26 protein-coding genes are annotated in these 25,906 nt (G+C 52.7%); 13 read left to right on the top strand and 13 right to left on the bottom strand.

All coding sequences use genetic code 11. The features are described 5' to 3' along the window. Window positions 1–43: 43 nt before the first annotated feature. Together OGW17_RS18475 and OGW17_RS18470 are read right to left on the bottom strand one after the other, a co-directional pair. Window positions 44–577 (bottom strand): fimbrial protein, encoded by a 534-nt coding sequence (locus OGW17_RS18475; RefSeq protein ID WP_012134978.1) that lies wholly within the window; start codon window positions 575–577, stop codon window positions 44–46. 982 nt (window positions 578–1,559) lie between these two features. Beyond that, entirely contained in the window at window positions 1,560–2,432 is an 873-nt protein-coding gene (locus OGW17_RS18470) for a nickel/cobalt efflux protein RcnA (protein WP_071257890.1), read from the bottom strand. Between the two features lie 120 nt (window positions 2,433–2,552). On the opposite strand from OGW17_RS18470, the gene rcnR reads away from it, so the two are divergent. After that, the gene (gene rcnR / locus OGW17_RS18465; RefSeq protein WP_012134972.1) at window positions 2,553–2,825 is read left to right on the top strand and encodes a Ni(II)/Co(II)-binding transcriptional repressor RcnR; all 273 of its coding nucleotides are present in this window, start codon (window positions 2,553–2,555) and stop codon (window positions 2,823–2,825) included. Window positions 2,826–2,857: 32 nt separating this feature from the next. Here rcnR and OGW17_RS18460 read toward each other — a convergent pair whose 3' ends face one another. Beyond that, window positions 2,858–3,559 carry a helix-turn-helix transcriptional regulator gene (locus OGW17_RS18460; RefSeq protein WP_024130913.1) on the bottom strand — a complete coding sequence of 234 codons (702 nt, stop codon included), beginning with the start codon at window positions 3,557–3,559 and terminating at the stop codon, window positions 2,858–2,860. A gap of 689 nt (window positions 3,560–4,248) precedes the next feature. Between OGW17_RS18460 and OGW17_RS18455 the strand changes: the two genes are divergently transcribed. Both OGW17_RS18455 and OGW17_RS18450 read left to right on the top strand, forming a co-directional pair. Next, window positions 4,249–4,950: a winged helix-turn-helix domain-containing protein gene (locus tag OGW17_RS18455; protein WP_071257891.1), complete on the top strand. Its 702-nt coding sequence runs from the start codon at window positions 4,249–4,251 to the stop codon at window positions 4,948–4,950. Continuing rightward, window positions 4,937–5,398: a YqeJ family protein gene (locus OGW17_RS18450; protein WP_071257892.1), complete on the top strand. Its 462-nt coding sequence runs from the start codon at window positions 4,937–4,939 to the stop codon at window positions 5,396–5,398. Before OGW17_RS18455 ends, OGW17_RS18450 begins: the two co-directional genes overlap by 14 nt. Window positions 5,399–5,459: 61 nt before the next feature. On the opposite strand, the gene OGW17_RS18445 is transcribed toward OGW17_RS18450, so the two are convergent. Further along, window positions 5,460–6,689: an amino acid permease gene (locus tag OGW17_RS18445; RefSeq protein ID WP_047461483.1), complete on the bottom strand. Its 1,230-nt coding sequence runs from the start codon at window positions 6,687–6,689 to the stop codon at window positions 5,460–5,462. 141 nt (window positions 6,690–6,830) lie between these two features. Next, window positions 6,831–7,286: a multidrug/biocide efflux PACE transporter gene (locus OGW17_RS18440; RefSeq protein WP_024130912.1), complete on the bottom strand. Its 456-nt coding sequence runs from the start codon at window positions 7,284–7,286 to the stop codon at window positions 6,831–6,833. Window positions 7,287–7,390: 104 nt separating this feature from the next. Between OGW17_RS18440 and OGW17_RS18435 the strand changes: the two genes are divergently transcribed. The 4 genes from OGW17_RS18435 to kduD all read left to right on the top strand — a co-directional run bounded on the left by OGW17_RS18435 (window position 7,391) and on the right by kduD (window position 11,602). Next, window positions 7,391–8,269, top strand: a complete 879-nt coding sequence (locus OGW17_RS18435) for a LysR family transcriptional regulator (protein WP_047461486.1) — start codon at window positions 7,391–7,393, stop codon at window positions 8,267–8,269. A 107-nt stretch (window positions 8,270–8,376) separates the two neighbouring features. Continuing rightward, window positions 8,377–9,555, top strand: coding sequence for an acetyl-CoA C-acetyltransferase (locus OGW17_RS18430; protein WP_047461488.1), 1,179 nt, complete (start codon window positions 8,377–8,379; stop codon window positions 9,553–9,555). Between the two features lie 392 nt (window positions 9,556–9,947). Continuing rightward, window positions 9,948–10,784 carry a 5-dehydro-4-deoxy-D-glucuronate isomerase gene (gene kduI, locus OGW17_RS18425; protein WP_024130911.1) on the top strand — a complete coding sequence of 279 codons (837 nt, stop codon included), beginning with the start codon at window positions 9,948–9,950 and terminating at the stop codon, window positions 10,782–10,784. Between the two features lie 56 nt (window positions 10,785–10,840). Then, window positions 10,841–11,602: a 2-dehydro-3-deoxy-D-gluconate 5-dehydrogenase KduD gene (kduD, locus tag OGW17_RS18420; protein WP_071257893.1), complete on the top strand. Its 762-nt coding sequence runs from the start codon at window positions 10,841–10,843 to the stop codon at window positions 11,600–11,602. An 85-nt stretch (window positions 11,603–11,687) separates the two neighbouring features. Here the strand turns inward: kduD and OGW17_RS18415 are convergent, their stop codons facing one another. Beyond that, the gene (locus OGW17_RS18415; RefSeq protein ID WP_012134962.1) at window positions 11,688–12,014 is read right to left on the bottom strand and encodes a cupin domain-containing protein; all 327 of its coding nucleotides are present in this window, start codon (window positions 12,012–12,014) and stop codon (window positions 11,688–11,690) included. A 142-nt stretch (window positions 12,015–12,156) separates the two neighbouring features. Here OGW17_RS18415 and OGW17_RS18410 point away from each other — a divergent pair, with 142 nt between their 5' ends. Beyond that, on the top strand, window positions 12,157–12,849 hold the full coding sequence (locus OGW17_RS18410; protein ID WP_047461496.1) for an aspartate/glutamate racemase: 693 nt from the start codon (window positions 12,157–12,159) through the stop codon (window positions 12,847–12,849). Here OGW17_RS18410 and OGW17_RS18405 read toward each other — a convergent pair. Next, complete coding sequence (locus OGW17_RS18405) at window positions 12,836–13,771, bottom strand: LysR family transcriptional regulator (RefSeq protein ID WP_071257894.1); 936 nt, start codon at window positions 13,769–13,771, stop codon at window positions 12,836–12,838. The genes OGW17_RS18410 and OGW17_RS18405 overlap by 14 nt on opposite strands. Window positions 13,772–13,895: 124 nt before the next feature. On the opposite strand from OGW17_RS18405, the gene lysA reads away from it, so the two are divergent. After that, window positions 13,896–15,158: a diaminopimelate decarboxylase gene (gene lysA, locus OGW17_RS18400; RefSeq protein WP_012134958.1), complete on the top strand. Its 1,263-nt coding sequence runs from the start codon at window positions 13,896–13,898 to the stop codon at window positions 15,156–15,158. A 102-nt stretch (window positions 15,159–15,260) separates the two neighbouring features. Here the strand turns inward: lysA and OGW17_RS18395 are convergent, their stop codons facing one another. Beyond that, window positions 15,261–16,280, bottom strand: a complete 1,020-nt coding sequence (locus tag OGW17_RS18395; protein WP_071257895.1) for a LacI family DNA-binding transcriptional regulator — start codon at window positions 16,278–16,280, stop codon at window positions 15,261–15,263. 13 nt (window positions 16,281–16,293) lie between these two features. Continuing rightward, complete coding sequence (gene galR, locus OGW17_RS18390) at window positions 16,294–17,322, bottom strand: HTH-type transcriptional regulator GalR (protein ID WP_012134956.1); 1,029 nt, start codon at window positions 17,320–17,322, stop codon at window positions 16,294–16,296. A gap of 593 nt (window positions 17,323–17,915) precedes the next feature. On the opposite strand from galR, the gene aas reads away from it, so the two are divergent. After that, complete coding sequence (gene aas, locus OGW17_RS18385; protein ID WP_071257896.1) at window positions 17,916–20,075, top strand: bifunctional acyl-ACP--phospholipid O-acyltransferase/long-chain-fatty-acid--ACP ligase; 2,160 nt, start codon at window positions 17,916–17,918, stop codon at window positions 20,073–20,075. After that, window positions 20,068–21,264 carry a lysophospholipid transporter LplT gene (gene lplT / locus OGW17_RS18380; RefSeq protein ID WP_071257897.1) on the top strand — a complete coding sequence of 399 codons (1,197 nt, stop codon included), beginning with the start codon at window positions 20,068–20,070 and terminating at the stop codon, window positions 21,262–21,264. Before aas ends, lplT begins: the two co-directional genes overlap by 8 nt. Before the next feature lie 408 nt (window positions 21,265–21,672). On the opposite strand, the gene OGW17_RS18375 is transcribed toward lplT, so the two are convergent. The 4 genes from OGW17_RS18375 to mutH all read right to left on the bottom strand — a co-directional run bounded on the left by OGW17_RS18375 (window position 21,673) and on the right by mutH (window position 24,682). Then, on the bottom strand, window positions 21,673–22,713 hold the full coding sequence (locus OGW17_RS18375; protein WP_047461513.1) for an NADP(H)-dependent aldo-keto reductase: 1,041 nt from the start codon (window positions 22,711–22,713) through the stop codon (window positions 21,673–21,675). A gap of 119 nt (window positions 22,714–22,832) precedes the next feature. Continuing rightward, on the bottom strand, window positions 22,833–23,051 hold the full coding sequence (gene ygdR, locus OGW17_RS18370) for a lipoprotein YgdR (protein WP_012134951.1): 219 nt from the start codon (window positions 23,049–23,051) through the stop codon (window positions 22,833–22,835). A gap of 146 nt (window positions 23,052–23,197) precedes the next feature. Further along, window positions 23,198–23,911: a TerC family protein gene (locus tag OGW17_RS18365; protein ID WP_049012027.1), complete on the bottom strand. Its 714-nt coding sequence runs from the start codon at window positions 23,909–23,911 to the stop codon at window positions 23,198–23,200. A 78-nt stretch (window positions 23,912–23,989) separates the two neighbouring features. Continuing rightward, entirely contained in the window at window positions 23,990–24,682 is a 693-nt protein-coding gene (gene mutH, locus OGW17_RS18360; RefSeq protein ID WP_047461516.1) for a DNA mismatch repair endonuclease MutH, read from the bottom strand. 186 nt (window positions 24,683–24,868) lie between these two features. Between mutH and OGW17_RS21675 the strand changes: the two genes are divergently transcribed. Together OGW17_RS21675 and rppH are read left to right on the top strand one after the other, a co-directional pair. Next, the gene (locus OGW17_RS21675; RefSeq protein WP_047461519.1) at window positions 24,869–25,015 is read left to right on the top strand and encodes a hypothetical protein; all 147 of its coding nucleotides are present in this window, start codon (window positions 24,869–24,871) and stop codon (window positions 25,013–25,015) included. A 351-nt stretch (window positions 25,016–25,366) separates the two neighbouring features. After that, window positions 25,367–25,897 (top strand): RNA pyrophosphohydrolase, encoded by a 531-nt coding sequence (gene rppH, locus OGW17_RS18355; RefSeq protein ID WP_024130909.1) that lies wholly within the window; start codon window positions 25,367–25,369, stop codon window positions 25,895–25,897. The last annotated feature ends 9 nt before the right edge of the window (window positions 25,898–25,906 follow it).

The raw sequence follows: 25,906 nt of genomic DNA, 5'->3' as shown, positions 1-25,906 counted from the left end.
CCTGGTCGAAAGAGGGCGGGACGAAATTCCCGCCTGGGTTAAATTACTGGTAAGAAACCGCGTATTGCATGGAGGCCTGCACCGTACCGGTGGTTGCTGCGCCCCCTGAGTAATATTGGGCCTTGTAGGTTGCCGTGGCTGATGTCTCATTTGCCGCCAGCGCTAAATCTCCGCCGCCATTAAACGCGTTGCGAAAATCGATCTCTGTATCGCTGGTGTCGAGGATCTGAATTTCAACATCGCTCGCCGAGCCATTGCTGGCCAGGTTTCCGGTCGTGGCGCTGATGTTATTTCCGACGAAGACGGTTGAAATATTGATCCCGGAGGCTGAGCCGGTGCATCCGCTGACGCCGATGTCGAAGGTCGTTTGTCCTGCAACCTGATTGGTGTTCAAGGTGTTTACCGTGACGGTAGGCAGTAAGACGACAGGTGAGGCCTCAGAACCATTTACCGATACGGAACAGGTTTCATCAGAAACTTCTCCCATAAATGTAATGGTATTATCAGAAGCCAGCGCGCCCGCAGAATAGATCGCGGAGATCACCAGCGCCGGAATTAGGGCACGATTCAGTTTCATAACTAAACTCCATTTTCATTCAGTCGTGTTGATTTACCCTGAGAATTCAGGGTGTTCCCAATGCTCAGGGACATTCATAAAAATGGCACTGTGCTGGAATGTTGCTGTATTAAGTCAGTGTTGGCGAAAATATTGGTATTAATCCTGGTGTTGAGGCGTTGAAATAGGAAAATGTGCTGCTGCACGCGCCTTCTCAGTTTTTATTCAACAATGCGTCCCAGGCGACAAATAGCCCATCTGAAAATATATCTTTTTTCTTATGCCGGAATTTTAACGACAGTAATCTTAAATATGAAAATCGTTTAAAACATCCGAATAAATCTTTTGCAATAGGCGCTGGCTATTAAAAACTGGAAATAGATCGGTTGTGTCGATATTAAGATAATTAGATATTCGCTTTATTGGTATTAATGATTTAGCCGTAAAGTCGTTCCATGCCGGTGAGTTAATTAATTGAATGTGTGATGTAAACAGATACCGGTTTTATAATAATCATCAGCATCGCTATACTGTTTCTGTTACTGACTATTAGGTGCGTACTCTTTACTTTAGGAATTTTATTTTATTTTGTTGGATCTTTTGGAGCTTAAAAGGCTTAGTTTCCAATAAACCCCATTTGATTAAGATCAACAATTGATGCAATCGTATTTAAGTTGCCAGTTGATATAGTGCGTTTTGTTCGCATGAAGCGTGTTTTCTGCGCGGAATTATGCTGATGTTGAGCGTGGGAGAGAACAATTTTTCCGCAATAAATCCGCAATGCCTGCGCGCTTGTCGCAAAAGCGCAGAACTGCAATACGCGTCGGGTAATAGCATCGAATTATACGGCCAGGCGACTTTCTGGAAAGATTCGTTAATGCGCTTCACTCATCAGAGCGGCTTACCGCCCGCCTACGGTCTGCTCATGGCTTGCGAAAAATTGATATGAACGGACGTGCAGCACTTGGGTCGCTGCACGTTTGTGGAAAAAGGCGGGGAACAATTAGCGGATAATGCCCAGATAACCATGCATTCCCATATAAAGCCCCACCAGACCGATCAGTATGCTGGAGAAATAGGGGGCTTTTCTCGCCAGGGTATTAAATCCGCTCCAGCGTTTTGCGGCCTGTTGCACGCTGATGGCTGCGCCCACGCCAACGGCTACCAGCGTTAACGCCAGACCAATGCTGAAGCACAGTACCATCGTGGCTCCCAGCGTGAAGGCTTTAAGCTGGATGCAGATCAGCAATACGGTGATGGCTGCCGGGCAAGGGATCAGGCCGCCCGTCAGGCCAAACAGTAAAATCTGTCCGTTTGTCACTTCCCGGTCGTGAAAGCGGCGCTGAATATCGGTTGCATGCGCCCGTTCATGGGCATCCTGCCAGGCGTGCGATCCGTCCGTTAGCCCCTTCAGGGAAATATGAACATGCTGGTGGTCGTGGTGATGGTCGTGGTCGTGGTCGTGGTCGTGATGGTGGTGCTCATGGTCGTGATGGTGGTGAGTGTGGGCAGGAAGCCTGTTAGCCAACCCGTCCCGCTCCCCTTTCCAGGTACGCCAGAACATCCAGAACGCCGTGCTCAGAATAATGATGGCGGAGACCAGCTGTAGCCAGGGTTCCACGGATTCTGCGGTAAACGCTCTGCTGACGTACATGCCGCCCAGGGCGATAAGCCACACAACGGCGGTATGTGAAAGCGTGGCTGCCAGCCCCAGCATCACAGCCTGCTTAATCGTCCCTTTGATGGCGATGATAAACGCCGCCATCATCGTTTTGGAGTGCCCGGGTTCCAGCCCATGTAATACGCCCAACAGAATGGCGCTGGGAATGAAGAACCAGGCGTTTCCTTGCTGAAGTAATGTTGAAAATTCGCCCATGAGAATGATTCTTAGTTGTCTTATTTCCCCGCATTCTACTCCCCCCCAGTACCAAATACTACCCCCCAGTAGCGTCACAATGCTATAATCCATAATGATTTATGTTAATAAGGCGTTGTTATGTCACATACGATCCGGGATAAACAAAAACTTAAAGCTCGCGCCAGTAAAATCCAGGGGCAGGTTGTCGCACTGAAAAAAATGCTGGATGAGCCTCACGAGTGTGCCGCGGTATTGCAGCAAATCGCGGCGATACGCGGCGCGGTGAACGGATTAATGCGTGAGGTGATCAAAGGGCATCTGACCGAACACATTGTTCATCAGAGCGATGAAGTGAAGCGCGAAGACGATCTGGAAGTGATCCTGAAGGTGCTGGATTCCTATATAAAATAGCCGGGACCGGTGCCCGACTGTTGTCTTCAATGTTAACGCCGTCTTTGCAGATGAATAAGCGAGCCTTTGCATTCCTTTGTGATCATTGGGAATGCGGCTTTTTCATTGGAGAGTGGATGCGAATGAATAAACAGCGTGTTTATCTTCCCGCCCATTCTTTTCTCGATCCTCTGTTTATAAGCATAGACGCTGCGGATATCCATACTCAGCAACTCGGCGATTTGATGCGGATTTTTCCCTGCAACCATGTTACCCATAATGATGAACTCCGTCTGGGTCAGGGTATTTCCTTTTGTAAAAGACAGATGTCGCCCAATAAATACTTGTCTGATTTTTTCATTGGCAACCGCCAGTCCATCATCGTGATAAATGACGACAGAAACCGCCGGATGATGTTTACGCCAGTAGTTGGCTAACGACTGCATGTTCCGATCGCTCACCAGTACAATACCCATACGTGTGCTGGCGAGATAATCAATCCACTGTTTGTCGAGAAACAGCCGCAAAAAGCTGATAGAGAAATCGACAAAAATATAACCATTTAATCGGGCATTATGATTATTATTTAAAATGCCCTCAATAACACCTCTGTTAAAGTAGATACTTTCTTCCGGCCACATACAAAAACATGCGTTAGCACAATATTGTAAACGAGGTGATTTTTCTGGCATTATTTTACAATGTAAAGAACAACTACTGCACGTAAGGTTTTTTAATTTAACATCCAGCTCCATACAGGAACCTCCCTATCCGTAGATAATTTCATAATTTCATCCGTTTTTAAATATGTCAATACTTTGCCAGACGGCGATTAGCGTGCGTAAAAAATCGATGTATATCACTTATTGCTATTTTTCTTAAAGCCTTGCGATGTATTTATAATAGTGGCTATTTACATGCTGCTTATTTTCCTGGAGCGACGTCTCGTCAGAGACAGAAACAATTTAGCATCCAGGACTTTTATAGCAAAATCCAGGAATAGTTATATTGCAAAAATGTTTAAGATATTTTGTTAAATGGCATTTATGGACAAAAGTTGCATCAATGTTAATTACTGTATCTTAATTGTAAAATCGCTATTGTTTTTCATAATTAATAAATTATGTATTTGTGTGCTTTTTAAGCTTATCGTAATAATATCAGGAGAGCATGAAAATGCTTTAAAAATAGTCTTAATTAAGAACAAATGATCTTTTTTGACTTAAGGTTTTTGATTTATAAGTAATTTTACCGCTGGCGTTTGACAGTAATCGCATAATCAAATATTTATAGTGATCTCGATATAAGAATTTTGTAGCATGGCATTCATCATGTGAATGCCAGAAGGAATACTGTGTCGGATTTGTTAAAACACGCCAGATGTTACACAATTAATAACCTGGTTGACTTTCACCCTGGAAACCGGGCGTTATCGAATAGCGCAATGCAGAAGACCGTAACGTTACAGAGTCCTGCAAGCCTTATCCTTTTATATCTTATTCAGCATAACAACACGGTGGTTTCTCAAAACCAGCTGATTACAGCGGGTTGGGGAGAGAAGAATCATGTTACCTCGGCGAATACTTTTTATCAGACGATTCTCATTCTAAGAAATGCGTTAAGTTATATTGGGTTACCGCGCGATCTTATAAAAACCATTGCCCGTCGCGGTATGATGATTTCAGCGAATATTCAGACGGATGAGATAACCGCAAAAGCATCAGCGACCGAAGCGCCGGCGCAGATTGTTGCACCCCAAATGGAGCCGAAGGGAGACACGCCAATAAAAAAGCGCCATCTCTCGTTGCCTGCGGCGCTTTGCGGACTGGCGCTTCTGGTGGTGATGATAAGCATTGCCGCCAGCCTGTTTTATATGTCTCCAGAGTCGCTGCTGTCGTCTTATGAGGTTCTGGACTCCGAGACTTTTTCATCCTGTACCGTCCTGCAAAAAGGGAATGATGTGCTGGAGCTAAATTATATTCGCTTTATGCACAAACATCGCGAGATTTGCGATAACAATAACTATGTGTTTCTCTCAGGAATGAGCAGCGCAAAAAATATCACGGCGATTATATGCCCGGAGGATGCCAGAGAAAATCCGTCCGTAAAGTGTATAACCTACTATTCGATAAATGATGAAAATTAAAATACTGGCAGCGGCTATTATTATCACGATCTTCATTGTGGGTGGCGGAGGATTCTGGTATGCGCACAGCATTAATCCGAAAATTGATTGCAGTGGTTATGCCGTCTGGGATATTGATCATGAACTTTTTGCTGGTGATATTACCTACCAGATGCATAATCATCAGGGGATCGTGACATTAACCGGCGTGTTGAATACGCCTGACGCTCATTCTTATAAAATTAGCCGGATTATTTATTTTACGTACCAGAAGTTGCAGCAAAACTATATTATTACGACGCATAATCTGGTCCGATATCCGTCTGACGAATTGCAGGGCAGCCATGAACGCAAGGCCATGCCGCTTATTTATTTATCAAAGGACGCGACGTTCTCGTTTTTGATACAACCCTGGCGGGAAGGCTGGACGTTTACGACAGTCGGGTCGCCCTCACTATTATGCCGATAGATTAAAGACTGAGTAAAACGGCTCGCCCCTCTTCAGGTGGATGAGCCGTTTTGTATTGAGATTAGCCAAAAAACATCACGGACACGCAAAGCAGACCCACAATCAGGGTAAGCAGATTTCCCAGAGAGCGGTATGGTTTGAGCGCGGGGATCAGATAGGTCGACAGCGTCGGCATGATAAACAAAATCATGGCGATAAGCGGGCCGCTGATCGCATAAATCATCGAAATGGCGTTGGGATTAATGCAGCAAACGACAAAGGTAATCAGCGAGACCAGCATGATAGACAGGGCGCGATTAAATGCCCGGCTTTTCTTCACGCCAGTCTGAAGTAACGCCGTTCGTACTATCTCTGTCGCCCCTTCAATCACCCCAAAATAGGTGCCCAGAAACGATTTTGACATTGCGACAACGGCGACAATAATCCCTGAAATGGAGAGCCATGCCGGTGCGGCTGGCATCATAGACAGCGCTGACAGGATGGTCACGCCTTCATGTTTCGCGGCTTCAATATAGGATGGCGGAATGGAGAGCAGACAGCTGAAAACGAAAAACAGCACGCTCAGGCAAATGATCAGATAAGCCACCTTCATGATTTTTTTGCATTTACCCATGGCCTGCTCGCCGTATCTTTCACGTCTGTCGATCGCAAACGTGGAGATAATGGGCGTATGGCTAAAAGCGAAAACCATCACCGGAATGGATATCCATACCTGATGAAGTGTGTGCCGATCGAAAGACATCTGGCTGGTCAATAACGCGGGCTGCCAGCTTCCGGTCAAATAAAGCGACAGAAATAAGAAATAGGCGATAAGCGGAAACACTAAAAAGCCCATCACGCGGATAGTCGCATGTCGTCCCATCAGGAAAATCAGATTCAGAATCAATACGACGCCCAGGCTGACCAGAACACGCACCCGCAGGTCTACCGTCATCTGCTTTGCCAGCTGTTCCGTCAGGGAATTGGTTATCGCCACGGCGTAAATCAGGACCACCACGAAAAACGCAATAAAGTATAGCGAGGTGATGAGACTGCCGATCTTCTTGCCGTAGTAATGCGTTACCGCACCGGTGATCCCTTCGCCAGCGGAGGTTTTCGAAGAGAGGATAAACTGGCACAGCGCTTTATGAGGCCAGTAAGTCAGAGGCCAGGCAACCAGTGCGGTAATAAACAGCACGATGGCCCCCGCGGAGCCCAACTGAATGGGGAGGAAAAGGGTGCCTGCGCCGACCGCAGTCCCATATAGTGCAAAACTCCAGAGAGTTTCTTCTTTTGACCAAATTTTCGACATTATTTGAACGTATCAACTATAAAATAAACAAAAAGAAGCGCAATTTACCATAAATGGCATGAGGCTGGGGAAACTAAAGCGGTGTGCGAGGGCAGGCAGGAAGCGCCGGAACGGGGAATGTTCCGGCTAAACAGAGCATTATCAGGCAGTAACGCGCTGCTGGCGGCGTCTTACTACGCGAAGACGCAACGTGTCATAGGCCCAGTTGTAGAACATGGTGTATGGCAGGAAGAAAAGGAAGAAACCAATTTCCAGCGTGAAGGCCTGCAACAGGCTGACGTTCAGCGCCCAGGCGACAATACTTACACCAATAACGATAAAGCCGCTTTCAAATCCCAGCGCGTGCAGTGCGCGAACTTTAGCGGTGCGCGTCACTACGTGTGACGGCCAGAAGCGGTCAAACAGCGCGTTATAGATGATATTCCAGATCATCGCCGTGGTTGCCAGCAGAATGGTTAAGCCTCCCATTTCCAGCACTGAGCGCTGCATCAGCCAGGCGGTAGTCGGGGCCAGAATGGCGGTGGCAATGCCTTCGAAGCAGACCGCATGGAAAATGCGTTCGAGTAGCGAACGGCGTTGGACTAAATCATGTTGCATAGGATCAAACCTTTTTTTTCATCTCCGGGAAAACGGAATGTCAGGCATTTTATCGTTTAATATGATATCTAAAAGATAGAATCCATCGATAAAGTAGATAGTTTATGCGCTACTCTCCCGAAGCATTGATCGCATTTGTTGAGACGGTCTCCTGCGGCTCGTTTTCCGCTGCGGCGCGCCGGTTACGGAAAAGTCAGTCCACCGTCAGTACGGCGATTGCCCACCTGGAAGCCGATCTGGGGTTTTCACTGTTTGATCGCTCTTCACGACAGCCAGTGCTGACGGAAGAGGGCAAGCGGGTGCTCAGCTATGTGCAGGCTATTCTGTCAGCAAGCGATCGTCTGGATGAGGTGGCGTTATCCCTGTCTGGCGAAACGGAAACCCGTCTGACATTCGTGCTATCCGACACCCTGCATCCAGACGTTCTGGAAGAATTAATGGTGCAGTTCGACCGCCAGTTTCCCCATACAGAATTTGAATGTCTGATCGGCGAAGATGAAGATGTCATCGATCTCCTGCAAAAGGGACGCGCGCAGGTCGGGCTGATTGAAGCGCGCAATCATTACCCTACCGAGATGGGGGTGACGCGTCTGCCCATGCAGACCTGGATGGGACTCTACGTGGCGGCCTCGCATCCTCTGGCCGCGCAGAAAACCCTGCAATGGGATCAGCTGCATACCTGGCGTGAACTGCGGCTGAATACCTATCTGGAAAGTGGCGCCAGCGTGGCGCGCGGCCCGGCCTGGTCTGCACCTAACTATTTGTTATTACTGAGTATGGCGGTACAGGGATTTGGCTGGTGCGCATTGCCTTGCGCGCTGGTGGAAGAGTTCGCGGCTGAAAAACCGCTGGTGCAACTGGATGTGCCCGGCTGGCCGAAGGCGATCTCGATTGATCTTCTCTGGAACAAGAAGTCGCCGCCGGGCGCGGCGGGAAGCTGGCTCCGCGATCATTTACAGCAGGGGCGTATACCGGCTGATTAAAATAGCTGCAATTTCCTTTGTGATAAAACTCACCATTTTTAAACAAGCAGGATAATTATCTTTAACAATCCTCTACTATTGCGGTGTTATTTTGCGCTGAGGTGGTGATGAAAGAGGTTGTGATAGTTGGGGCTTTACGTACGCCGATCGGATGCTTCCAGGGAACGCTGTCCCGCCATTCTGCCGTTGAACTGGGCAGCATGGTGGTAAAAGCGTTGATGGAGCGTACCGGCGTTGATGTACATGCTATCGATGAAGTTATCCTCGGTCAGGTGCTCACGGCGGGCGCAGGACAAAACCCGGCGCGGCAGTCAGCCATCAAAGGTGGGCTGCCCAACACCGTTTCCGCTATCACCATCAACGATGTCTGCGGCTCCGGCCTGAAAGCGCTGCACCTGGCTACGCAGGCAATTCAGTGCGGCGAGGCGGATATTGTCATTGCCGGCGGGCAGGAGAACATGAGCCGGGCGCCGCACGTTCTTACCGACAGCCGCACAGGGGCGCAGCTCGGTAACAGCCAACTGGTGGACAGCCTGGTTCACGACGGCTTGTGGGATGCGTTTAACGATTACCACATGGGCGTTACCGCTGAAAATCTGGCGCGGGAATACGGCATCAGCCGCGAATTGCAGGACGCCTATGCCCTCAGCTCCCAGCAAAAAGCGCGAGCGGCCATTGATGCCGGGCGTTTTAAAGCTGAGATTGTCCCGGTTGTCACCCAGCGTAACGGCCAGCCTGTCGTTGTCGATACTGATGAGCAGCCAAGAACCGATGCCAGCGCGGAAGGATTGGCCCAGTTGAACCCGGCATTTGATCTCCTCGGCTCGGTCACGGCGGGCAATGCCTCGTCAATTAACGATGGCGCGGCTGCCGTCATGATGATGAGCGAAGCCAAAGCGCAGGAACTGGATTTACCCATACTGGCGCGTATTCGCGCTTTTGCCAGCGTCGGCGTCGATCCCGCACTGATGGGTATCGCGCCCGTTTACGCCACCCGACGTTGTCTTGAACGGGTAGGCTGGCAGCTGGCGGATGTGGATCTTATCGAGGCTAACGAGGCCTTTGCTGCGCAGGCGTTATCCGTCGGCAAAATGCTGGAGTGGGACGAACGCCGGGTGAACGTTAACGGCGGAGCGATTGCGCTCGGTCATCCCATTGGCGCATCCGGCTGCCGGATTCTGGTGTCGCTGGTGCATGAGATGGTTAAACGCGATGCGCGAAAGGGTCTGGCGACGCTCTGCATTGGCGGCGGGCAAGGCGTGGCGCTTGCTATCGAACGAGATTAAGACCGCCTTCATTTTCCGCTTCCCCGTGCTGGCGCTGCCAACCGTGCCAGCCGCAATATGTGCTGATATTTCCCCTCCCTGACGCCGCGGGTTGCAGCAATCCGGCGTTTCTTTTCAGGAGCACACGCTGCTCCCATATCCACCTGATAAACCTATCTTATTGTTTTTAATTTTATTTTAAGTATCTCAGCCTGTGCCTGCTAAAGGGAAATCTCGCGCTGACGTGATCGCAATTACACTTTTGATAATAAGATGCAGAAAAACTGAAACAACGTTTTATTTGTAATTGAAAACCCGTTTCTGGAGGGATATCATTACCGCATAAAGTAAAACGGAACGGTGTTTCGCCTTCCGTTCTGACATTCACGGTCGGTTTATTATTGGAGGTTGATGTGGACGTAAGACAGAGCATCCACAGCGCGCACGCTAAAACGCTGGACACCCAGGGGCTGCGCAACGAATTTTTGGTCGAGAAAGTGTTTGTTGCTGATGAATACACCATGGTTTACAGCCACATCGACCGCATTATTGTCGGCGGCATCATGCCGGTAGCGAAAACGGTTTCCGTTGGCGGTGAAGTTGGTAAACAGCTGGGCGTTACCTACTTCCTGGAGCGTCGTGAACTGGGGGTGATCAACATCGGCGGGCCGGGCACGATTGCTGTCGATGGTCAGTGCTATGAGATCGGCCACCGCGATGCCTTATATGTCGGTAAAGGCGCGAAAGAAGTTGTTTTCGCCAGCGTTGATGGCGCAAATCCGGCGAAGTTCTACTACAACTGCGCGCCGGCGCATACCACTTATCCGACTAAAAAAGTGACGCCAGCCGATGTCGCGCCGGTCACTCTGGGCGACAACCTCACCAGTAACCGCCGCACCATTAACAAATACTTCGTGCCGGACGTACTGGAGACCTGCCAACTGAGCATGGGTCTGACCGAACTGGCGCCCGGCAATCTGTGGAACACCATGCCTTGTCACACCCATGAACGCCGTATGGAAGTGTACTTCTATTTCAACATGGAAGAGAACGCCTGCGTCTTTCATATGATGGGGCAGCCTCAGGAAACGCGTCATATCGTGATGCATAACGAGCAGGCGGTTATCTCCCCAAGCTGGTCTATTCACTCCGGTGTCGGCACCCAGGCCTATACGTTCATCTGGGGGATGGTGGGTGAAAATCAGGTCTTTGATGATATGGACCACGTTGCAGTAAAAGATCTGCGCTAGTCGCGGACGGCAATCATGTCTGTCCGTGACAGGCACTAAGAAAATAAGGATTAACAATGATTTTGAATGCATTCTCTCTTGAAGGTAAGGTCGCGGTAGTCACAGGTTGTGATACCGGTCTGGGTCAGGGGATGGCGCTGGGTCTGGCGGAAGCGGGCTGTGATATTGTCGGGATCAACATTGTTGAGCCGACGGAAACCATTGAACGCATCACCGCGCTGGGCCGCCGTTTTTTAAGTCTGACGGCGGATTTGCGTCAGATTGACGGTATTCCAGCCCTGCTTGAACGTGCGGTGGCGGAGTTCGGCCACATTGATATTCTGGTGAATAACGCCGGTCTGATCCGCCGTGAAGACGCGATCGACTTCAGTGAAAAAGACTGGGATGACGTCATGAACCTGAACATTAAGAGCGTGTTCTTTATGTCTCAGGCTGCGGCGAAGCACTTCATCGCCCAGGGTAACGGCGGCAAAATTATTAATATCGCCTCTATGCTCTCCTTCCAGGGCGGGATTCGCGTTCCTTCCTACACCGCGTCTAAAAGCGGCGTTATGGGCGTAACGCGCCTGATGGCGAACGAATGGGCGAAACATAACATCAACGTGAACGCTATCGCGCCGGGTTACATGGCGACGAACAATACTCAGCAACTGCGTGCTGATGAGCAGCGTAGCGCGGAAATCCTCGACCGTATTCCGGCGGGGCGTTGGGGGCTGCCGAGCGATCTGATGGGGCCGGTGGTGTTCCTGGCATCCAGCGCATCTGACTATATTAACGGCTATACCGTTGCGGTAGATGGCGGCTGGCTGGCGCGTTAATTCTGATGTCGTAAAAGCCTCGCCCCGGTGAGGCGATAACATCCGGCCTGCGCAGGGTTTCCTGTACAGGCCGGATGCGTATGGCTTACGCGTTGAGGAAATCTTCGCGTACTGGCGTGAAGGTATCCAGCAGTGTCCCCGGTTGTAAACACACGCAGCCATGCATGATATTGGGCCGTTTATATAGCGTGTCGCCGGCGCGCACCACATGCTTTTCTTCACCAATAGTAAACTCAAATTCACCGGACAAAACGTAAGTCAGCTGTTCATGAGGATGATTGTGCAACGGCCCGATTGCGCCTTTTTCGAAATTCACCTCTACCGCCATCATGTTGCCGTCGTGAGCCAGAATACGCCGGGTAACGCCATTTCCCAGATCCTCAAGCGTCGTCTCATTATGAAAAATAAACATGCGGTGATCCTGTTATTTATTGAAACAATGTTTCAACTAAATTAGTTCATACCGGGGAAAAAGAAAATGGCAGACCAAATGAACTGGAAACTTGATCACAAGTTTGCTTCACTGCTGTCATCAAGGTGAGAAGGAGAAGGTAATGAAAACGATTGGACTGCTGGGCGGCATGAGTTGGGAATCGACGATCCCCTATTACCGTTTGATTAATGAAGGAATCAAAACACGGCTGGGCGGTTTGCATTCCGCCAGCCTGTTGCTGCATAGCGTTGATTTCCATGAAATTGAAGAGTGTCAGCGCCAGGGCGAGTGGGATAAAACGGGAGATATTCTGGCGCAGGCCGCACTGGGTTTGCAGCAGGCGGGCGCAGAAGCGATAGTGCTGTGTACTAATACCATGCATAAAGTGGCGGAGACGATTGAGTCGCGCTGTTCACTGCCGTTTTTACATATTGCGGATGCGACAGGGCGGGCGATTGCGCGCAAAAACATGACGCGCGTGGCGCTACTGGGGACGCGCTACACGATGGAGCAGGATTTTTATCGCGGGCGTCTGGAGCAGCGATTTGCGATTGAAACCCTGGTGCCGGAAACTGACGACCGTGCGCAGATCAACCAGATAATCTTTGACGAACTGTGCCTCGGCGAGTTTAGCGAACGCTCCCGCCAGTATTATTTGCAGGTGATCGAACGTCTGGCGGCGCAGGGCGCTCAGGGCGTGATTTTCGGATGTACTGAGATCGGGTTGCTGGTGCCGGAAGCGCAGAGCGCGCTGCCGGTGTTTGATACTGCGGCGATCCATGCGGCTGACGCCGTGGAGTTTATGCTTTCTTAACCGGCTCCAGAATGGCCTCCAGCGGATCGACAAGACGCGGAAGGCTGGTTTGCAGGTGCTCGCTGAACGCATCCACCAGCGCGGATGATGGCCGGTGCAGCGGGCGGATCAGACTGACGGTAAACGGAACGTCGACACTGAACCGCCGCACGGTCACTCCGCTGGCGGCATAATCCAGCGCGGTGAGCGGGTTAACCACCGAAAGCCCGGCGCCCGCGCGCACCATCGCGCAAACCGACGCCGCGCTGTGGGTTTCCACGACCATCCGGCGTTTAACCTGGTGTTCGTTAAACAGCGCATCCAGCAGCTGGCGATAGCTGTCGGTGCGCGACAGGCTGATGTAATTCTCTCCCTGAAAGTCGCCCGGCGTCAGCACGGATTTGGTCGCCAGCGGGTGGCCGGGCGGCAGCACGCACACTTCATTTAGCGTCAACAACGCGGTGCGTTCGGTGCCTGCCGGGGTATGCAACGTCTCCGTCAGGCCGAGGTCGTGGCGTTGGGCGGAAAGCCACTCTTCCAGCAGCGGCGACTCCTGCGGCACGATGTTCAGGCTGACATCAGGATAGCGGGCGAGAAACGGTTGCAGCAGCGTGGGTAAAAAGGACTGGGAGAAAACGGGCAGGCAGACAATCGACAGCTCGCCCTGGCGGAATTCACGCAAGCTCTCAGCTGCGTTTACAATGCGATCCAGCCCATACCAGGAACGCTGCACCTCTTCGAATAGCCGTAATCCTTGCACCGTCGGGTGCAGGCGTCCGCGCGTGCGCTCAAACAGTTTAAGCCCCAATACTTTTTCGAACCGCGCCAGCTCCCGGCTAACGGTGGGCTGCGAGGTATGCAGCAGGCGCGCCGCTTCGGTCAGGTTTCCGGCGGTCATTACGGCATGAAAGATTTCAATGTGGCGCAGGTTCACGGCTGCCATCGTTGGCTTTCCCCTCAGTGGATATCATCCATATCATTTTTGCATAGACTCGCCATAAAACGATATTTTTTATTCCCTTCAGTTTGTGGCGTAATCATAAAAAATGTCTTGCCCGGAGTCTGCTATGCCACATTCACTGAATTGCACTGATACTGATCTCAACGCTGAAAATCTGCTCAGACTACCGGCGGAATTCGGCTGCCCGGTATGGGTCTATGACGCGCAGATTATTCGCCGTCAGATCGCGGCCCTGCAACAGTTTGATGTGGTGCGCTTTGCGCAAAAGGCCTGCTCGAATATTCATATTTTGCGCCTGATGCGTGAGCAGGGCGTAAAGGTGGATTCCGTCTCGCTGGGTGAAATTGAGCGCGCGCTGGCGGCGGGATACGATCCGCAAAACCACCCTGATGATATTGTCTTCACGGCTGATGTTATTGACGCCGCCACGCTGGCCCGCGTCAGCGAACTGCGCATTCCGGTGAATGCCGGGTCGGTGGATATGCTGGATCAACTGGGGCAGGTTTCGCCGGGTCATCGCGTCTGGCTGCGTATCAATCCCGGTTTTGGTCACGGGCACAGCCAGAAAACCAATACCGGCGGCGAGAACAGCAAACACGGCATCTGGCATACCGATCTGCCTGCCGCGCTGGCGGTGATGCAGCGCCATCGGCTTCAGCTTGTCGGGGTTCACATGCACATTGGTTCCGGCGTTGATTACGGTCATCTGGAGCAGGTATGCGGCGCGATGGTGCGTCAGGTTATCGATTTTGGGCAGGATCTGGAGGCGATTTCGGCGGGAGGCGGGCTGTCGATCCCTTATCACGAGGGGGAAGAGGCGGTCGATACGCAGCATTACTTCGGACTGTGGAACGCCGCCCGCGAGCAAATCGCTCGCCATCTGGGGCATCGGGTGAAGCTGGAAATTGAGCCGGGACGTTTTCTGGTGGCGCAATCCGGCGTGCTGGTGACGCAGGTACGCAGCGTGAAAGAGATGGGGCGCCGTCATTTTGTGCTGGTGGATGCCGGTTTCAACGACCTGATGCGCCCGGCAATGTACGGCAGCTATCACCATATTACGGCGCTGGCGGCGGACGGTCGCTCGCTTGAACATGCGCCGCTGCTGGACACCGTGGTGGCGGGGCCGTTGTGCGAATCTGGCGATGTCTTTACGCAGCAGGAAGGCGGTAACGTGGAAACGCGTGCGCTGCCTGCGGTCGCGCCGGGGGATTACCTGGTTCTGCACGATACCGGCGCGTACGGCGCGTCCATGTCATCAAATTACAACAGCCGACCGCTGCTGCCGGAAGTGCTGTTTGATAACGGTAAAGCGCGATTGATTCGCCGCCGCCAGACGATTGAAGAGTTGCTGGCGCTGGAAGTTTTTTAACCGGCAGGCCGGATAAGATTCCTTTGCCTGATGGCGCTACGCTTATCAGTCCTACAGTATCGTAGGCCGGATAAGGCGCTTGCGCCGCCATCCGGCAAACCATCAGCAATCCGACTGAAAAAATGGCCCGGTGGTCACTGATTCACGCAGCACTAATGTTCCTGTAAACGGTGGGATCGGCTCCAGCTCCTCGCCGCTCGCCAGCCGAATCGCCTGATCGATTGCGGTGGTGATCATACTGTCGATCGGCAGATAAACGGTGGACAGCGCCGGTTCCAGCCACTTCGCGCTGGGCGCGTCATCGAAGCCAAACAGCGAAATATCCTGCGGTATCCGCAGCCCGGCCTGATGCAGCGCCTTTGATGCGCCAAGTGCCATATCGTCGTTACAGGCAAAGAGCGCGGTAAAGGCGATCCCTTCCTCCAGCAGTTCACGGCACGCTTCGTACCCGCGTGTCATACTGGAGTCGCCGTATTTCACTTTCGCCGGGTCCCAGGCGATCCCGTTTTTCTCCAGCGCCTTGCGGTAGCCCGTCAGACGGGATTTTCCCGTTGGCGTGTGATTCGGTACGGTAATGCAGGTGATATCCCGATGGCCCTGTGAGATCAGGTAATCCACCGCCTGAAACGCGGCATCTTCCTGTTCAAAGAATATGGCGCGATCGCGGGCCAGACTGACATCGCGGTTGATCACGACCAGCGGCGTCTCTATGGTATTAATCAACGAGATGATCGTTTTTTCGCTCATATAGCGGGTATAGAGAATGATCGCGTCGCACTGCCTGTCGGCCAGCATCTGCACCGCCTCTTGCTCGCGTTCCGGCGTGTCATGGCCATCGGTCACGATAAGCTGCTTACCGTGCGACTCCGTCTGGCGTGACGCCTGTTGCAGCAAGCGCCCGAAGTAAAATCCGTCAAAGGTCGAGACAACAAGCCCAATGCTGTTACTGGTGCGGTTCGCCAGCGATCGCGCCAAAAAATTGGGTCGGTAATCTAACGCCTGCATCGCTTTGAAGACTTTCTGGCGCGTGCTCTCTTTCACCTGTCCCGTTCCGTTCAGCACGCGAGAAACCGTCGCTTTTGATACGCCCGCGCGACGTGAAACATCCAGCATTGTTGTCATGATGCTATCCTGATTAATCGTTTGACGAAGAATTCCCGGTTTCCGACGGCGTCGAAACGGAATGCCGACGTACCAGAGTAGGGCTAAAGACATGGGTGATTTCGGGTACAGGCCGTTTTTCCGCCAGCGCGAGCGCCAGTTCGGCGGCCTGGGTCGCCATGGTCACGATCGGGTAGCGTACCGTGGTCAGACGTGGACGCACGTAGCGCGAGACCAGCACATCATCGAAACCAATCAGTGAAATTTCGCCCGGCACGTCAATACCGTTGTCGTTTAATACGCCCATTGCGCCTGCGGCCATCGAATCGTTGTAACAGGCGATCGCCGTGAAGTTTCTTCCGCGACCTAACAGCTCGGTCATTGCCTGTTCACCGCCGCTCTCATCCGGTTCACCAAATGTGACCAGCCTGTCGTTAGCCGGAATATGGCTCTCTTCCAGCGCGTCGTAATAACCTTTGAGCCGGTCTTCCGCATCAGAAATCGAATGGTTGGAACAGATATAGCCGATGCGGGTATGGCCCTGCTGAATTAAGTGACGCGTTGCCAGCCAGGCGCCGTAACGGTCATCTAACGCCACGCAGCGCTGCTCAAACCCTGGCAGGATGCGGTTAATCAGCACCATGCCAGGCATCTGTTTCATTAATGACGCCAGGTCCGCGTCCGGGATCATCTTGGCGTGTACGACTAACGCCGCGCAACGATGGCGGATCAGTTGTTCAATCGCCTGATGCTCTTTTTGTTCATTGTGGTAGCCGTTGCCAATCAGTAAGAAATTACCGGTGTGGTAGGCCACCTGCTCGACCGCTTTAACCATCGCGCCAAAGAAAGGGTCGGAGACATCCCCCACGACTAAACCAATTGTCTCCGTGGATTGCTGTGCCAGCGCTCGCGCATTGGCGTTGGGGTGATAGCTGAGCGATTCCATCGCGCTGGTGACCGCGAGGCGGGATGCTTCGCTGGCTTTCGGGGAATCATTAATAACGCGAGAAACGGTGGCGACTGAAACACCAGCCAGTCGGGCTACATCCTTTATGGTCGCCATGACAGTACCTATAGTGGGTAAACGCTTACATTTCGTCAGTGTTACGGAAAATGGCTATCTGTTCAAGCAGATTGCCTGACGGGAACGCGCAAATGTGAGCGCACGCCGGGGAAGTAAGACAGAAAAGGGAGAATGCAAACCTTTGGTTACACTTTGCGAAGCGCTGTTGCGATTGTTCGCTGGTGAGGGCGTCGGGCGGATTGCTAGAGTTGAGATCCCAGAGGTATTGATAGGTGAAATCAGCTTTCGGGTTGATCACAAGAATTACACCAACCTGCGCATCATGTGCAGGTTTTTTTTTGCGCTTACACCAATCTGTAACAGTAACCGATAATTTACACAACTCGTTGCATTTGTGTTCATTCCTTTGCGTTTTGCTGGTGGCGCGCAGCGTCGCCGGAGACCACAATCAAGATCCCAGAGGTATTGATTGGTGAGATTATTCGGTACGCTCTTCGTACCTGTCTCTTGCACCAACCTGTGCGGATGCGCAGGTTTTTTTTCGTCCTTCCATTTACCTGTCGCGCCTGTTCCCCATCTCGTATAATCTGCAACCATGCATCTTTACCGAACTGTGAGCAAAGGGAGTTGACATGCTTTTTGGATTTTTTCGCAACCTGTTCCGCGTGATTTATCGTGTACGCGTCACCGGGGATGCCAGGGCGCTACAGGGTGAGCGCATCCTGATCACGCCAAACCATGTCTCTTTTATCGACGGTATTTTACTCGCCCTGTTTTTACCGGTTCGCCCTGTTTTCGCGGTCTATTCCTCTATCAGCCAGCAATGGTACATGCGCTGGTTAAAGTCGCTGATTGATTTTGTGCCGCTCGACCCGACGAAGCCGATGGCGATTAAGCACCTGGTACGCCTGGTAGAGCAGGGCCGCCCGGTAGTTATCTTCCCGGAAGGGCGAATTTCGGTGAGCGGTTCGTTGATGAAAATCTACGACGGCGCCGGGTTTGTGGCGGCGAAGTCTGGCGCAACGGTGGTGCCGGTTCGTATTGAAGGCGCAGAGCTTACGTACTTTAGCCGCCTGAAAGGTCTGGTAAAACAGCGCTTTTTCCCGCGCATTCACCTGCATATCCTGCCGCCTACTCATTTGCCGATGCCGGAAGCGCCGCGAGCGCGTGAGCGCCGCAAACTGGCCGGAGAAATGCTGCATCAAATTATGATGGAAGCGCGCATGGCGGTGCGCCCGCGTGAAACGCTGTATGAATCACTGTTAGCCGCGCAGTACCGCTACGGGGCGGGTAAAAACTGTGTTGAAGATATTAACTTCACGCCGGACACTTATCGCAAATTGCTGACAAAAACGCTGTTTGTCGGCCGCATTCTGGAAAAATACAGCGCGCAGGGTGAAAACATCGGCCTGATGCTGCCAAACGCGGCCATCAGCGCCGCCGTCATTTTTGGCGCGGTTTCTCGTGGCCGTATCCCGGCGATGATGAACTACACGGCGGGCGTGAAAGGGTTGACCAGCGCCATTACCGCTGCGGAGATCAAAACCGTATTCACCTCCCGTCAGTTTCTTGAGAAAGGCAAACTCTGGCATCTGCCGGAGCAACTGACGCAGGTTCGCTGGATTTATCTCGAAGATTTAAAAGCTGATGTGACGCTCGCCGATAAGCTCTGGATTTTTGCGCATCTGCTGATGCCGCGCCTGGCGCAGGTCAAACAGCGGCCGGAAGAGGCGGCAATGATCCTCTTTACATCCGGTTCGGAAGGGCACCCGAAAGGCGTGGTGCACAGCCATAAAAGCCTTTTGGCGAACGTTGAGCAGATAAAAACCATTGCCGATTTCACGGCGAACGACCGCTTTATGTCAGCGCTGCCGCTGTTCCACTCCTTCGGCCTGACCGTCGGCCTGTTGACGCCGCTGCTGACCGGCGCTGAGGTGTTTCTCTATCCCAGCCCGTTGCACTATCGCATTGTGCCGGAGCTGGTCTATGACCGGAACTGCACGGTGCTGTTTGGCACGTCGACGTTTCTGGGCAACTACGCGCGGTTTGCCAACCCGTATGACTTCTATCGTCTGCGCTATGTCGTCGCCGGCGCGGAAAAATTGCAGGACAGCACCCGACAGCTCTGGCAGGACAAATTCGGCCTGCGCGTTCTGGAAGGTTACGGCGTGACCGAATGCGCGCCGGTCGTGTCGATTAACGTACCTATGGCGGCGAAGCCGGGCACCGTTGGGCGCATTTTGCCAGGCATGGATGCGCGCTTGCTGGCGGTTCCGGGCATTGATGACGGCGGGCGTCTGCAACTCAAAGGGCCTAATATCATGAACGGCTACCTGCGGGTTGAAAAACCGGGCGTGCTGGAAGCGCCTGCGGCGGAAAATGCGCTGGGCGACGTTGAACAGGGCTGGTACGACACGGGCGATATTGTGCGTTTCGATGAAAACGGTTTTGTGCAGATCCAGGGGCGAGCGAAGCGCTTTGCGAAAATCGCCGGAGAGATGGTTTCGCTGGAGATGGTCGAACAGCTGGCGCTGGGCGTCTCGCCAGATAAAATGCACGCCACGGCGATTAAAAGCGACGCCAGCAAGGGCGAAGCGCTGGTGCTGTTCACGACAGACAGCGAGCTGACGCGTGAAAGCCTGCTGCAATATGCCCGCACACACGGCATTCCTGAACTTGCCGTACCGCGTGATATCCGCTATCTGAAACAACTTCCGTTACTGGGCAGCGGCAAACCGGACTTTGTGACGCTGAAAAGCTGGGTTGATGAACCGGAAAAACAACATGCGTGAGTCAGTACATACTAACACCTCGATCTGGTCGAAAGGGATGATGTCGGTTATTGCCGCGCAGTTTCTCTCTGCGTTTGGCGATAACGCGCTGTTGTTTGCGACGCTGGCGCTGCTGAAGGCGCAGTTCTACCCGGACTGGAGCCAGCCGATCCTGCAAATGGTGTTTGTAGGCGCTTACATTCTTTTTGCCCCCTTTGTCGGGCAGGTGGCGGACAGCTTTGCCAAAGGTCGGGTGATGATGTTCGCCAACGGCCTGAAACTGTTGGGCGCTGCGAGCATCTGTTTTGGTTTTAATCCCTTTGTCGGCTATACGCTGGTGGGGATTGGCGCGGCGGCTTACTCTCCGGCGAAATATGGCATTCTTGGCGAGCTGACCACGGGCGACAAACTGGTGAAAGCCAATGGTCTGATGGAAGCCTCCACCATTGCCGCGATTCTGCTGGGATCGGTGGCAGGCGGCGTACTGGCAGACTGGCATGTGATTGCGGCGCTGGTCGCCTGTGCGTTGGCCTATGCGGGCGCAGTCGTCGCTAACCTTTTTATTCCGAAACTCGCGGCGGCGCGGCCAGGCCAGTCCTGGCATTTGCGTAAGATGGTGCGCAGCTTCTTCTGCGCCTGCATGTCGCTCTGGCGTAACGGGGAGACGCGTTTCTCGCTGGTTGGCACCAGCCTTTTTTGGGGCGCGGGCGTCACGCTGCGTTTTCTGCTGGTGCTGTGGGTGCCGGTAGCGCTGGGAATTACCGATAACGCCACGCCGACTTACCTGAACGCAATGGTGGCGATCGGTATTGTTGTGGGCGCGGGCGCTGCGGCGAAGCTGGTTATGCTGGAGACGGTAGCGCGTTGTATGCCTGCGGGTATTCTGATTGGTGTGGTGGTGCTGATTTTTTCTTTGCAACACGCGTTGCTTCCGGCCTATGCGCTGTTGACGCTTATTGGCGTGCTGGGCGGCTTTTTCGTGGTGCCGCTCAATGCGTTATTGCAGGAGCGCGGCAAGAAAAGCGTCGGCGCGGGCAACGCGATTGCGGTACAGAACCTGGGGGAGAACAGCGCGATGCTGTTGATGCTGGGTCTCTATTCGCTGGCCGTACTGGTGGGTATTCCGGTCGTGGCGATCGGCATTGGTTTTGGCGGACTGTTTGCGCTGGCGATTGCGGCGCTGTGGATTTGGCAGCGCGGCCAGATGTGATTGTTGCGCCGTCTGTAGGCCTGATAAGCGCAGCGCCATCAGGCAGAAGCGCCGGATGGCGGCACAAGCGCCTTATCCGGCCTACGGTATGGTGCTGTCGGTAGGCCTGATAAGCGTAGCGCCATCAGGCAGAGGAGCCGGATGGCGGCGCAGGCGCCTTATCCGGCCTACGGTATGGTGCTGTCGGTAGGCCTGATAAGCGCAGCGCCATCAGGCAAAGGTGCCGGATGGCGGCACAGTGCCTTATCCGGCCTACGGTATGGTGCTGCCGGTAGGCCTGATAAGCGTAGCGCCATCAGGCAGAAGTGCCGGATGGCGGCACAGGTGCCTTATCCGGCCTACGGGTATGGTGCTGTCGGTAGGCCTGATAAGCGTAGCGCCATCAGGCAGAAGCGCCGGATGAACGCATTACGGTGCCGGGTAGGTATAAACCTGATGCACCGCTTCGATCTCCGCCAGCACCTCTTCGCTTAACTCCAGATGCAAACTCTCAACGTTGGTTTTTAACTGCGCCATCGTCGTTGCGCCCAACAGGGTGCTGGCGACGAACGGCTGACGACGCACAAACGCCAGCGCCATCTGGGCCGGATCGAGGTTGTGGCGTCTGGCGATGTCGACGTAGGCCGCAACCGCCTTTTGCGCCTGCTCGCCGCTGTAGCGCGTAAAGCGGCTAAACAGGGTGTTGCGCGCGCCGGCGGGTTTGGCGCCATTCAGATATTTACCGGTCAACGTACCGAATGCCAGGCAAGAGTAGGCCAGCAGCTCGACGCCTTCATACTGGCTGACTTCCGCTAATCCCACCTCATAACTGCGGTTCAGCAGGCTGTAAGGGTTCTGGATAGTAACAATGCGCGGCAGGTCATGTTTATCCGCCAGATGCAGATAGCGCATGACGCCGAAGGCCGTTTCGTTAGAGACGCCGATGTAGCGAATTTTGCCCGCGCGCTGGAACTCCGTCAGCGCATCCAGCGTTTCGAGCAACGTGACAACCGGTGCCGAATCCGTCCAGCTGTAGCCCAGCTTGCCGAAGCAGTTGGTCGGGCGCTGCGGCCAGTGAACCTGATACAGATCCAGATAGTCGGTTTGCAGGCGTTTGAGGCTATCGTGTAAGGCCTCACGGATATTTTTACGATCCAGCGCCTGATTGGGGCGAATTCCGCTGTCGTTATTACGCGATGGGCCGCTTACCTTGGAAGCGATAACCAGCTTCTCACGGCTGCCGTGTTTAGCAAGCCAGTTACCGACATAGGTTTCTGTTAGTCCCTGGGTTTCCGGGCGTGGAGGCACCGGATACATTTCGGCGACGTCGATCAGGTTAATGCCCTGATCCACGGCGTAATCGAGCTGTGCATGTGCGTCGGCTTCGCTGTTTTGTTCACCAAACGTCATTGTGCCCAGCCCCAGTGTACTTATTTCAAGCGAGCTGTGGGGTATACGGTGATAGTGCATAGCCGTTTCCTTCTTATTATGAAGTCAGTAAATCCCGACAAAGGAATATAAAAATGGCAGAGGGAAGAGAAAAGGGAAAGAGAAAATTCTAAGGCCAGCAGGGCTGCTGACCTCAACAATTAGCGTTCAATGATCTGAGAGACTTCGTCACGATTGATTTGCATCGCGTTGCCTTGCTGATCGTGGTAGCTCACCAGACCCGTATCATCGTCAATTTCTGGTTTACCGTCGGTCAGAATCATCCGACCATCTTTGGTCGCCATTACATAATCGCTGCTACATCCAGAAACAGCAAAAGCCAGTCCTACAGCGGAAATCACAACTGCCCATTTTTTCATCCATTTATCCTCACGTGGCCTGCGTCTGATAATAGTCTAGTAATAACCTGAAGTTATGTCTGATAAAAGCAGTAAAATCTTAAACTGTGAGGAACGGGAGCGGCATTGCGGGTATTCGCTCCCCTTACAGGGAGCGAAAGAGTGAATCAGAGAGGGTTCTTTTTATTGCGCATCAGGTTCAGGCTCTCTACCGCGATAGAGAAGAACATGGCGAAGTAGATGTACCCTTTCGGAACGTGTACATCGAAACTTTCCAGAATCAGGGTAAAGCCGACCAGAATCAGGAAAGAGAGCGCCAGCATTTTTACGGAAGGGTGGCGGTCAACAAACTCGCCGATAGGGCGCGCCGCGAACATCATCACGCCGACGGCAATCACAACTGCTGCCATCATGATAAACAGATGATCCGAGAGGCCCACCGCCGTGATGACGGAGTCAAGGCTGAAAATAATATCCAGCATCATGATCTGGACAATCGCGCCCAGGAAGGAGGAGACGCGCGTTTTCAGCCCTTCTTCCTCGCCTTCAATCGATTCGTGAATTTCTTTACTGGCTTTCCAGATCAGGAACAACCCACCCAGCAGCAGGATCAGATCGCGGGCGGAAATCGCTTCGCCGAAAACCTCGAACAGCGGGTTTGTCAGGCGTGTGACCCAGGCGATAGAAGCCAGCAAAGCCAGGCGCATCACCATCGCCGCCGCCAGCCCAAGGCGTCGGGCGTGATTCCGTTGCGCTGTAGGAAGTTTCGCCACCACCAGAGAGAGGAAAATAATATTGTCGATCCCAAGAACGATCTCCAGCAGCGTCAGCGTACCGAGCGCGAGCCAGGCGTTAGGATCGGTTACCCATGCAAATAACATCGAACAAAGTCCTGCCAAAAAAAAGAAGCGCTAATTATAGGCGCGCAATGCGGCAGGTGAAAGTCCAGTCTGTGCCTGTTAGCCCTGTAACAGGAAATGGCGGGCCAGCAGCGTGCGAGTGAAGTTCTTTTTCAGATAAAAGCCGCGCGGTAGCGTCAGAATGGTCTCTCCCTGCGCGCCAATTGCTTCGGTAAGGGCTTTGGCATTCGCCGCTTTTGGCCGCAGTTGTAAAAATTCGCCATGCCGGGCGGTGATACGCTCAACCTGACCCAGCACAATCATGTCCATCAACTCTTCCCAGTCGAGGCGAAGCTGCTGATCTTCTTCTTCATTTGGGCTCCACAACAGTGGGGAACCGACGCGCCGATCGGCTAACGGAATACTGCGATCCCCCTCTACGGGAACCCATAACACACGTTTTAATTTGTGGCGGACGTGACTTGTTTCCCACGTCACGCCGCTGTTGCCGGTTAGCGGTGCGACGCAGACAAACGTGGTTTCCAGCGGGCGGCCAAGGCTATCGACGGGAATGGTTTTCAGCTCCACGCCAAGCGCGGCGAAATCTTGTTCCGGTTTGCTACCGGCGCTGGCGCCGAGCCAGATCTCCAGCAGCACGCCAATCCAGCCTTTATCCCGTTTCAAATCTTTGGGGGCCACTAAACCGGCCAGCGCCGCCAGTTCGCCCAGCGAGTAACCTGAAAGCTGCTGCGCCTGGGCAAGCAAAAGGGCTTCAGATGCTGGCGGAGAAAGTAGCGGGCGGAGTCCGGGCATGACGTTATACCTTAGGCGAAAAAGTGAACAATGATTTTATACCGTATGAACAGAGTTTAACGATTTCCACACGCGATGTTCAATCGCATGATTTATATTGGTTTTTAGGATCTGATCCTGCAAGTTGCGCAACAGAGAAATGGGTTTTCCAAATCTGGTCACTGAAAATAAACAGGATCTTACACCATGTTATCCACAGAAAGATGGGATAACTGTGAAAAACCGCCACTACTGTTTCAATTTACAGCCTTGACGTGCGACGAAAATCGAATTTTTACACAAATTGTGCCTAACTTATTGGCACAATCTGTGGATAAAAGCGACGGTGGTTGATCTTTCATCAGCCTGACGATCTTCAATGTGATGGCTGTCACGATTTAGCACGAATGGTCGCAGGTTTTGCATTTAACTTAATGAATTTACGAGGCTATTTTTTGATGGTGTTTGCCGCCCAATTCAGACTGTTCCGGGTTTTCCCGTAGTAATTCCGTACTTCTTCACAACTATATCCACAGAAAAGGTGAATAAAATCGTCTGTGAACACACCTCTCTGTTTATAACTCGGCTATTTGCTGTGAGTTATTCAATTGTTATTAGTAGCGCGTACGCCTAACAGAGTGGTTTACCGTCTCTCTGGAGTGTGAAACAATCATTCATATATAAGGTTTATGTTGAGGTAGTCCGGTGATTGATGACGATGGCTACCGCCCAAATGTAGGTATCGTAATTTGTAATCGCCAGGGGCAGGTTATGTGGGCCCGGCGATTTGGTCAGCACTCCTGGCAATTCCCGCAAGGCGGGATAAATTCAGGGGAGTCAGCAGAACAAGCGATGTACCGGGAACTGTTTGAAGAAGTCGGGTTGAGCCGTAAAGATGTGCGGATACTTGCTTCTACTCGCAACTGGTTGCGTTACAAGTTACCGAAACGTTTGGTGCGTTGGGACACGAAGCCGGTTTGTATCGGCCAGAAACAAAAATGGTTTCTTCTGCAATTGATGAGCGCTGATGCGGAAATCAATATGCAAACCAGCAGCACCCCTGAGTTTGATGGCTGGCGCTGGGTAAGTTACTGGTACCCGGTCAGGCAGGTGGTGTCATTTAAACGCGATGTCTACCGCAGGGTGATGAAAGAGTTCGCAAGTGTCGTGATGGCGCTTCAGGAGAGTACGCCGAAGCCACAAAACGCACCTGCCTGGCGACGTAAAAGAGGTTAAAGCTACGCA

The sequence above is a fragment of the Citrobacter sp. CK181 genome (genome assembly GCF_030333595.1).
GTDB lineage: Bacteria > Pseudomonadota > Gammaproteobacteria > Enterobacterales > Enterobacteriaceae > Citrobacter_B > Citrobacter_B koseri.
The sequence above is the reverse complement of the archived record's forward strand: the minus strand, read 5'-3'. Positions and strand labels throughout refer to the sequence as shown.

Bases quoted from the DNA above. Each gene is read 5' to 3' on its own strand.
- OGW17_RS18475 (WP_012134978.1), bottom strand. From the start codon at position 577: ATGAAACTGAATCGTGCCCTAATTCCGGCGCTGGTGATCTCCGCGATC.
- OGW17_RS18470 (WP_071257890.1), bottom strand. From the start codon at position 2,432: ATGGGCGAATTTTCAACATTACTTCAGCAAGGAAACGCCTGGTTCTTC.
- rcnR (WP_012134972.1), top strand. From the start codon at position 2,553: ATGTCACATACGATCCGGGATAAACAAAAACTTAAAGCTCGCGCCAGT.
- OGW17_RS18460 (WP_024130913.1), bottom strand. From the start codon at position 3,559: ATGGAGCTGGATGTTAAATTAAAAAACCTTACGTGCAGTAGTTGTTCT.
- OGW17_RS18455 (WP_071257891.1), top strand. From the start codon at position 4,249: ATGCAGAAGACCGTAACGTTACAGAGTCCTGCAAGCCTTATCCTTTTA.
- OGW17_RS18450 (WP_071257892.1), top strand. From the start codon at position 4,937: ATGATGAAAATTAAAATACTGGCAGCGGCTATTATTATCACGATCTTC.
- OGW17_RS18445 (WP_047461483.1), bottom strand. From the start codon at position 6,689: ATGTCGAAAATTTGGTCAAAAGAAGAAACTCTCTGGAGTTTTGCACTA.
- OGW17_RS18440 (WP_024130912.1), bottom strand. From the start codon at position 7,286: ATGCAACATGATTTAGTCCAACGCCGTTCGCTACTCGAACGCATTTTC.
- OGW17_RS18435 (WP_047461486.1), top strand. From the start codon at position 7,391: ATGCGCTACTCTCCCGAAGCATTGATCGCATTTGTTGAGACGGTCTCC.
- OGW17_RS18430 (WP_047461488.1), top strand. From the start codon at position 8,377: ATGAAAGAGGTTGTGATAGTTGGGGCTTTACGTACGCCGATCGGATGC.
- kduD (WP_071257893.1), top strand. From the start codon at position 10,841: ATGATTTTGAATGCATTCTCTCTTGAAGGTAAGGTCGCGGTAGTCACA.
- OGW17_RS18415 (WP_012134962.1), bottom strand. From the start codon at position 12,014: ATGTTTATTTTTCATAATGAGACGACGCTTGAGGATCTGGGAAATGGC.
- OGW17_RS18410 (WP_047461496.1), top strand. From the start codon at position 12,157: ATGAAAACGATTGGACTGCTGGGCGGCATGAGTTGGGAATCGACGATC.
- OGW17_RS18405 (WP_071257894.1), bottom strand. From the start codon at position 13,771: ATGGCAGCCGTGAACCTGCGCCACATTGAAATCTTTCATGCCGTAATG.
- lysA (WP_012134958.1), top strand. From the start codon at position 13,896: ATGCCACATTCACTGAATTGCACTGATACTGATCTCAACGCTGAAAAT.
- OGW17_RS18395 (WP_071257895.1), bottom strand. From the start codon at position 16,280: ATGACAACAATGCTGGATGTTTCACGTCGCGCGGGCGTATCAAAAGCG.
- galR (WP_012134956.1), bottom strand. From the start codon at position 17,322: ATGGCGACCATAAAGGATGTAGCCCGACTGGCTGGTGTTTCAGTCGCC.
- aas (WP_071257896.1), top strand. From the start codon at position 17,916: ATGCTTTTTGGATTTTTTCGCAACCTGTTCCGCGTGATTTATCGTGTA.
- lplT (WP_071257897.1), top strand. From the start codon at position 20,068: ATGCGTGAGTCAGTACATACTAACACCTCGATCTGGTCGAAAGGGATG.
- OGW17_RS18375 (WP_047461513.1), bottom strand. From the start codon at position 22,713: ATGCACTATCACCGTATACCCCACAGCTCGCTTGAAATAAGTACACTG.
- ygdR (WP_012134951.1), bottom strand. From the start codon at position 23,051: ATGAAAAAATGGGCAGTTGTGATTTCCGCTGTAGGACTGGCTTTTGCT.
- OGW17_RS18365 (WP_049012027.1), bottom strand. From the start codon at position 23,911: ATGTTATTTGCATGGGTAACCGATCCTAACGCCTGGCTCGCGCTCGGT.
- mutH (WP_047461516.1), bottom strand. From the start codon at position 24,682: ATGCCCGGACTCCGCCCGCTACTTTCTCCGCCAGCATCTGAAGCCCTT.
- OGW17_RS21675 (WP_047461519.1), top strand. From the start codon at position 24,869: ATGTTATCCACAGAAAGATGGGATAACTGTGAAAAACCGCCACTACTG.